7 protein-coding genes are annotated in these 7,450 nt (G+C 62.9%); 1 reads left to right on the forward strand and 6 read right to left on the reverse strand.

Features of this window, described 5'->3' with window-relative positions; genetic code table 11:
- Positions 1-105 precede the first annotated feature (105 nt).
- From fliN to VNH11_34145, 5 genes are read right to left on the reverse strand one after another with little or no spacing between them, the layout of a single operon-like run.
- The gene (gene fliN, locus VNH11_34125; protein HVA51430.1) at positions 106-687 is read right to left on the reverse strand and encodes a flagellar motor switch protein FliN; all 582 of its coding nucleotides are present in this window, start codon (positions 685-687) and stop codon (positions 106-108) included.
- Positions 688-692: 5 nt separating this feature from the next.
- Complete coding sequence (locus VNH11_34130) at positions 693-1,301, reverse strand: flagellar basal body-associated FliL family protein (protein HVA51431.1); 609 nt, start codon at positions 1,299-1,301, stop codon at positions 693-695.
- Positions 1,298-2,041: a flagellar motor protein MotB gene (locus VNH11_34135; protein HVA51432.1), complete on the reverse strand. Its 744-nt coding sequence runs from the start codon at positions 2,039-2,041 to the stop codon at positions 1,298-1,300. Before VNH11_34135 ends, VNH11_34130 begins: the two co-directional genes overlap by 4 nt.
- A 2-nt stretch (positions 2,042-2,043) precedes the next feature.
- Complete coding sequence (locus tag VNH11_34140; GenBank protein HVA51433.1) at positions 2,044-2,838, reverse strand: MotA/TolQ/ExbB proton channel family protein; 795 nt, start codon at positions 2,836-2,838, stop codon at positions 2,044-2,046.
- Positions 2,793-3,044: a flagellar FlbD family protein gene (locus tag VNH11_34145; protein ID HVA51434.1), complete on the reverse strand. Its 252-nt coding sequence runs from the start codon at positions 3,042-3,044 to the stop codon at positions 2,793-2,795. The genes VNH11_34140 and VNH11_34145 overlap by 46 nt, the downstream gene beginning before the upstream one ends.
- A gap of 183 nt (positions 3,045-3,227) precedes the next feature.
- On the opposite strand from VNH11_34145, the gene VNH11_34150 reads away from it, so the two are divergent.
- The gene (locus VNH11_34150) at positions 3,228-3,575 is read left to right on the forward strand and encodes an ATP-dependent Clp protease adaptor ClpS (GenBank protein HVA51435.1); all 348 of its coding nucleotides are present in this window, start codon (positions 3,228-3,230) and stop codon (positions 3,573-3,575) included.
- On the opposite strand, the gene VNH11_34155 is transcribed toward VNH11_34150, so the two are convergent.
- On the reverse strand, positions 3,572-6,154 hold the full coding sequence (locus VNH11_34155) for a sodium-translocating pyrophosphatase (protein ID HVA51436.1): 2,583 nt from the start codon (positions 6,152-6,154) through the stop codon (positions 3,572-3,574). The genes VNH11_34150 and VNH11_34155 overlap by 4 nt on opposite strands.
- Between the last annotated feature and the right edge of the window lie 1,296 nt (positions 6,155-7,450).

A 7,450-nucleotide genomic window follows, 5' to 3' on the forward strand; every position in this document is an offset into this window, starting at 1 on the left:
GGGTGGAAAAAGCGAGCTTGCGAGCGCCGGCCCACCATAAAAACGACGTCGCTATCGGTGGGCCGGCGCTCGCAAGCTCGCTTTTTCCACCCTACGTCCACCCGCCTAGCCAGGCTGCTCGCCTGCGATCAACTCCGCCACGCGGACGCAAAAATTATCGTTCAACACCAACACCTCGCCTTTGGCGATCAACCGGCCGTTGACAAACACATCGACCGGATCGCCCGCCAATTTATCGAGCGCCACGACCGACCCCTTGCGAAGCTTGAGAACGTCTTCCAGGTAGAGTTGGGTGCGGCCGAATTCGATCCGCACGTCGAGCTCCACGTCGCGAATCAACTCCAACGTGGCGCGTTCGGTGTTGGGCGCGGCACCCGAAAGCTCCTCCAACTGGAACGACTTCGCCGAGGCCGCCAGCGATTCATGCGGCTTGTCGATCGAGGCGATCGCGTCCTGGGCCTGTTTCAGCAACAGCTCGATGTCGGCCGACGCAATCGCTTCGTCGCGCGGCGCGGCCGCTTCCGGCCGGCGCGGAGGCGCGGCGGTGGCCGCCTCCGTCGGTCGGCCAGTGGCAGGTGTTTCATGGCTGCCGCCGGCGGCGGCCGGCACTCCGGACACCGCCTCGCCGGCTTGCTGGAGCAGTCGTTCGATTTCGTCGTTGTTGACCGGCGGCGGTTGATCCGTCATCGCACCTACTGCTCGACTGCCAAAAAATCGCTGAAAACGATGCCTTGCAGGACCGGCTTGCCCAAAGTGCGGTTAGTTTTCTCCAAAATCTGCCTTTTGATCAAGCCCAACCCTGGATCGGTCAAATCGGCGATCTCGGCGCTGCGGATCGTCGTCAACACCTGGTCGCGAATGCGGTGCTTGTTGGCCTCGTAACTGCCGGCGAAGTACTCTTCTTCCTCGCCGGCAATCGTTCCATAAAGGTGGAAGTTGACCAGCAGCGTCGTGTTCGACGCCGGCTGGAACGCGGTCAGGCTGTATTCGCCCATATCAATCTCACGTTCTCCCCCGGCCTCGCTTGATTCGCCGTGTTCGCCCACCTTGCCATGTTCGCCGGCAGGTTTTTCGGTGTGCCCCGTTTCGTGCTTGGCCGGCTTGGCGGCAGGGGCGGCGGGCTCCGGGTGCATCGTTTTGTCGGTGGCCATCGTCACATAAACGAAGGCAAACAGGCACTCCGCGCCGATGACCGCCAGGATCAGCCCCAACACCACGACTTTCCAGAACCAGCCCGATTTCTTGCCGCTCGGCGCCGCATCGGCGGGCGTCGCGGACGAAGCTGTCGCGGTTGCACTCATAACGCTTTCTCCTGCTCGTACTCTTGTTCCAGCGTTTCACGCCGATCTCGGAACTCGTTCAGCATGTAAATTTCAACCCAGGATTCGCTGACCAACAGCAGCGGCCGGCTGGCCGCCTGCGACGAAGTCTGCGATGCCACTCCCAAACGGATCCGTTCGGGGGCGATGCCGTGGGCCACCAGGTAATCCATCGTTTCTCGGCAACGGGCATAGGCCAAATCCCAGTGATCGCGATAGGGCGAGTTCTCAGCCAGCGGGCGACGCGAAGCATGGCCGCGGACCTCGATTCGCTGCGGCTTGCCCGACAGCTCTTCGACCGCCAGATCGAGCTGCGTCTTGTTCTCTTCCGACAGGCCGGCGGCGCCCTGGGCAAAGTAAATCACGCCGCCTCGGGCGAGCGGTTGGCCGGCGGTGAGCCGCGGGACATTGTTTCTGGCCGCGGCCCCGGAGCCCGCCGGGCCGTGCCCCAACGGTCCATGTTCGCCCGGCCGCGAAGGCCGCGTGCCGCCACCCATCTCGGAAAACCTCGACTTCGCCGGCTGAAACGACGTAAAGATGTCTTTGAAGGGCCCAAGGTTCTGCCGCAGCGACCGCAGCACGGCCGCTTCTTTCACGGTGTCTTTGGCGCCGGCCATCGAGTACATCACCACAAAAAAAGCCATCAAAATGGTAATCATGTCGGCATACGACATGATCCATTCGGGCAGTCCTTCTTCGACCTGTTGCGCCGCGTTCGTCATGTTCAGGCCGCTGCCTCCAAGGCGCCGTGGCTCTCGGCGGGCAAATATGCGTTCAGTTTCTGTTCGACCACGCGCGGGCTGTCGCCGGCCTGGATGGCCAGCACTCCCCGCAGCACGATCTCTTTGGCCAACTGCTCCTGGTGGCTCAGGTAGGCCAGCTTCTCGGCGCAGGGCATGCAAATCATGTTGGCCATGGCCGCACCGTACAGCGTGCCCACCAGGGCCATGGCCATCGACGGGCCGATCGAGTCGGGGTCGTCGAGGTTGCCGAGCATGAGGATCAGGCCCAGCAACGTGGCGATCATGCCGAACGCGGGGCCGCAGCGTCCCATGATGTCGAACATGCGTTTGCCGACGTGGTGACGCGCCTCTTCAGCTTTCATTTCCGTGCGGAGGATCTCCTGGATGACTTCCGCCCGCGTGCCATCGACGGCCATTTGCACGCCGAGCGACAGCGTGTGGTTGGCGAGTTCGGGCACCTTGGCCTCCAGCGCCAGCAGCCCGTCTTTGCGTGCCAGCTCCGAGAGGGCCACGATCTGCCCGACCAGCCCGGAGAGGTCTTCGCCGCGGTTGACGGCCAATTTCAGCATCATCTTGGGCAGCGTGAGAAACTTTTTCAGCGGCACCGAAGTCAGGACCACGCACAGGCCGCCGCCCACGACCATGATGGCGGCGGGCGGGTCGATGAACTGTCCCAGCGAGACACCGCCGGCGTTGCCGTGGCTGCCGGCCAGCAACAGGGCCACGAGCATCAGCGTGAAGCCGCCGCCGATGCCACCGAGGGTCGCGATGTCCATGGTTGGCGTTCTTCTGCTTTCGGGAAAAGTTGTTTCGACCGCTGATAATCGATGGCCCGGCGCAGCACCTCGTCCATCGTTTCGCGGACCACCAGCCGTTCGCCGTTAGTCAACGAGACGATGGTGTCGGGCCGCCGCTCGACGTACTTGATCAGCTCGGCGTTGAGAACGAACTCGTCTCCGCCAAGCTGGGTCAATTTGATCATGGAATCTGCCAGGCGCCGGCGAAGTCGCGTTCGGGAACCGCCCTGGAGAAACATAGGATACGAATGGGGCGGCGGCGACCGGCAAGGGAACCGTTGCGGACGGATTTGCCGAAAGTGCGGAACGTGCCGTTGACGCGGTTGCGGAAGGTTGCAGCCCCAAGCCGTGACCGGTATTCTGAAGTTATGGCTGAAAATGCAGCAGTCGCCGAACCGGTCCAGGAAGACGCACCGGAATCCGCCAAGCGGAAGCCGAAAAAGCTGCCGCCCTACGCGGTGGTGGTGCTGAACGACGAAGACCACACGTTTGCCTACGTGATCGAAACGTTCATGAAGGTGTTCGGCTACGATCAGACCAAGTCGTTTCAACTCGCTCAGGAGATCCATCAGAGCGGTCGCGGCATCGTCTGGACCGGCCCCAAGGAAGTCGCGGAACTGAAGCGCGACCAAATCCGCTCGGCCGGCCCCGACCTGTTCGCCAGCAAGAAGGTGACGTCTCCGTTGGGGGTCGTGCTGGAGCCGCTGCCCGGCTAGCCCTGCATGTCGGGCGTTTCGTGCTTCGACTGCCAAATCGCCCAAGCCAGGCCCACCGCCGACACGACGATCGAGCCCCAGAACAGCGCGTCGTGCGGTTTCACGCCGTCGGGAAGATACGTTTGTTGCCAGGCGACGCCCATGCGGTCGATCAACTCTTTGTCGTAAGGCAAGATCAAGCCGATGATCAGCAGACTGACCATGTTCATGACTTTGATGAGCGGGTTGATCGCCGGCCCGGCGGTGTCTTTGAGCGGATCGCCGACGGTGTCGCCGGTGATGGCCGCCTTGTGCTTCTCGCTGCCCTTGCCGGTGTTGGCTTCGGCGTTCCTCGGCTCGTCTTCGATGGTCTTCTTGGCGTTGTCCCAGGCGCCGCCGGCGTTCGCCATGAAGACGGCCAACAACTGTCCCGTGACGATCATGCCGGCCAGGAAACCGGCCAGGGCAATGGTGCCCAGACCGAAGCCGACGAGCGTGGGCACCAAGATGGCGAGCAGGGCCGGCCCCACCAGTTCCTTCTGGGCGGCCATCGTGCAGATATCGACCACGCGGCCGTAGTCGGGCTTCTTGGTCCCTTCCCAGATTTCCTTGTCGCGGAACTGGATGCGGCACTCCTTGACGATCAGATAGGCGGCGCGGCCGACCGCCCGAATGGTCATCGAGCTGAACAGAAACGGCACAGCCCCGCCGAGCAGCATGCCGATGAACAGGTGCGGATTGGAGACCGTCAGCAGCGCCGCCACCTTGGCGTAGACGTCTTCGGTGATGGTGGCCGACTCGCCTTGTCCGCCCGATCCGACCGACACGATGAAGCTGTTGAACAGCGAGACCGCGGCGATCACGGCCGAGCCGATGGCGATGCCCTTGGTGATGGCCTTGGTGGTGTTGCCGACGGCGTCGAGATCGGCCAGGATTTGCCGCGATTCTTTGTAGGCTTTTTCGCCCATCGCCTGGGCGTCGTATCCCATTTCGCCGATGCCGTTGGCGTTGTCGGCCACGGGACCGAACACGTCCATCGAGATGGTGTTGCCGGTGAGCGTGAGCATGCCGATGCCGCACATGGCCACGCCGAAGGCCACGAACGTGGCGTTGGTGCCGGAGTAGATCAAGACGCTTGCCAGGATGGCGCCGGCGATGATGAACACGGCGGCCACGGTGCTCTCATAGCCGACGGCGAAGCCTTGAATGATGTTGGTGGCGTGCCCGGTCGTGCAGGCTTTGGCCAGGCTCTTCACCGGCGAGTATTCGGTGCCGGTGTAGTATTCGGTGCATTTGTTGAGAAACACGGCCAGAATAATGCCCACCAGGCAGGTCCACGCCGGCCGCATGTCGAGCCCCGCGACGTTGAACGTCGCCCAGACGGGCAGGCCGGCGGTGACGTTTTCGGGCGTATGACCCGGAAAGCCGGCGATGGCCTGCGGGTATTGATCGAGATACTCCTGATTGAAATTGAGGTATGCCCAACCCAGCACGATGAACCCCAGCACGCTGATCAGCGAGCCGATGACGAAGCCGCGGTTGACGCTTTTCATCGCCTGGGCGGCCGTGCCTTTGTCGCCCGCCCGCACGCTGTAGGTGCTGATGATGCTGGCGATGACGCCGATGGCCCGCACGAGCAACGGAAAGATGACGCCCTTGTGCCCGAAGCTGGCGATGCCCAGGATCATAGCGGCGACGATGGTGACTTCGTAGCTTTCGAAGATGTCGGCGGCCATGCCGGCGCAGTCGCCGACGTTGTCGCCCACGTTGTCGGCGATCGTGGCGGCGTTGCGGGGATCATCTTCAGGGATGCCGGCTTCGAGCTTGCCCACCAGGTCGGCGCCCACGTCGGCGCCCTTGGTGTAGATGCCGCCGCCGACGCGCATGAAGAGGGCCAAGAGCGTCCCGCCGAACCCGAATCCGAGCAGCGCTTCGTAGGCGTGTTCGCCGTAGATCAAGAAGATGATCGAGCCGCCCAGCAGTCCCAGGCCGTCGGTGAGCATGCCGGTGATGGTGCCGGTGCGGTAGCCAAGTTGCAATGCCCGTCCAAAACTCTCCTGGGCCGCGGTGGCCACGCGCAGGTTGCCGATGGTTGCCAGCCGCATGCCGACGAAGCCGACGGTGGCGGAAAAGATGGAACCCACGAGGAACGCGATGGCACGCCCAATGGCGATTTCAGCCGGCGTCTTGGACTTCACGGCGGCGAAGTAGAGCACGAACGTGATCACGCCGATCAACAGGCCGACGACGCGAAACTGGCGATAGAGATAGGCGTCGGCGCCTTCGCGCACGGCACGGGCGATCTCCTGCATCCGCGCGGTGCCTTGCGGAGCGTTCTTGACCTGCCCGACGAGCATCAAGGCGTAGAGCAGCCCGGCGATCGCCACTCCGACGTTGGCGAGCAAGGCGATCTTTTCATAAGTCGCGTACTTGGGGCTTTTGAGCGGCGCCCAGAGTTCGATGGCTTCGTGTTCGACGGCTCCCATCGCCGTCATGGCCTGATAGCCGCCGACTTGCAGCCAGCCCGCTCCGGCCAGGCAGCTCAGTGCCAGCAGGGTCAACAACACGACAGACGCGGGTTGCGTTCGGAACCGATTCATGGGTCATACCGCCTGGTAGGGACTTGCCGGGACGCTTTGCTGTGGCACCGTTCGCCGCAAGCAAGAATGTCCAAAAATAGCCGATTGCGGCCACCGACACCAGCCGTCGCGCCGTCGGATGGTGTCGCAAAGTTGAGTTGGTCGGGGTGAATAGACACCAACCCGAAGCGTAAGCGAGGCAAAATCGGGTATTTCCTCGCTTACGCTTCGGGTTGGTGTGGGGGACCAACTCAACTTTGCGACACCACCCTGGGCTGCGCAAAAACTCGCGGCCGACGAGCGTGTACTGATGCCAGTTTTGTTCCGACCGGATGCCGCCCGCTTGCCGGGCGGAGGTGTACGTTCTCACCCGAGCGCAGGCGACACGTTTGTCGCGTCCAACGAGGTGCGCGGCCAATCCTCTGTAAATCAAAAGGTGGCGAGCTTCGCCATTTTGGGCGACGACCGGCCAGAGTGGCGGCCCGACCGGTTCGGCTATGAGAGGCTGTCCGAAAACTCCCGTGGGGCGGCCATCCCAGGCCGTCGCTCACGTCAGACGGCCTGGGAAGGCCGCCCCACGACCTGCCAACGTCGCCTACGCCCAGTTTTCGGACAGCCTCTGAGTTGTGCGGCACGGGCTCAGCCTTGGTCAGGTCCCAGGCGGTGGGGCGCAGCGGAACCCGGGCCAACTCCGCGCCGTAGCCGAATCCCTCACCACGTTTGCTTGGTGCGCGTTCCCGCGTGGAGCGATGGCTATGTTGCTTTGACCGTCATGGCAACGGCAGGCAAGCCAGCGCCCGATCAAAACGATGAAGCCGGACTTGCAACAAGCCGTGCCACGATCGATATATATCGCTTGGGGAGGTAGCGATGGAAGATCCGAGTTTGGAAGTAAGCCGAAAAAACCGTCTTGGTCGTGCTGTTTGTGCCGAGTGTTGAGCGCGATGCGACCACGGCGATCAATCAGGAGTAATGGGTCGATGCGGCGCTCGAAACTTTCGGCCTTTTATTTGGCGGGGCGACTGCGTTTCCGCGGGCCAAGGGAGTTTGGCGCGACGATGAGATGGGCGGCGTGCTCGTCCGGGATCAACCCGTCGTAATTCACTGCTACACGACCCCCGCAGACATCGCCGATGCGATTGTCTCAGCCGACTTGGGAGTTTCTGCCGGCGACTTGGGCGCGAGGCCCGGCAAGGCGAAGTTGGGCTCGTGATCGGCGACGAGTACCTGGCATTTCGCGATTTCGCGAAGGAGTAGTTATGGGCACAAGCTTGGACATGGAGCGGATTGCAAAAGAGTTGGGAGCGGAGCGGTGCG

This window comes from Pirellulales bacterium, assembly GCA_035533075.1.
Lineage (GTDB): Bacteria > Planctomycetota > Planctomycetia > Pirellulales > JAICIG01 > DASSFG01.

Coding starts and splice junctions, on each gene's coding strand:
- fliN (HVA51430.1), bottom strand. CDS start 687: ATGACGGATCAACCGCCGCCGGTCAACAACGACGAAATCGAACGACTG.
- VNH11_34130 (HVA51431.1), bottom strand. CDS start 1,301: ATGAGTGCAACCGCGACAGCTTCGTCCGCGACGCCCGCCGATGCGGCG.
- VNH11_34135 (HVA51432.1), bottom strand. CDS start 2,041: ATGACGAACGCGGCGCAACAGGTCGAAGAAGGACTGCCCGAATGGATC.
- VNH11_34140 (HVA51433.1), bottom strand. CDS start 2,838: ATGGACATCGCGACCCTCGGTGGCATCGGCGGCGGCTTCACGCTGATG.
- VNH11_34145 (HVA51434.1), bottom strand. CDS start 3,044: ATGATCAAATTGACCCAGCTTGGCGGAGACGAGTTCGTTCTCAACGCC.
- VNH11_34150 (HVA51435.1), top strand. CDS start 3,228: ATGGCTGAAAATGCAGCAGTCGCCGAACCGGTCCAGGAAGACGCACCG.
- VNH11_34155 (HVA51436.1), bottom strand. CDS start 6,154: ATGAATCGGTTCCGAACGCAACCCGCGTCTGTCGTGTTGTTGACCCTG.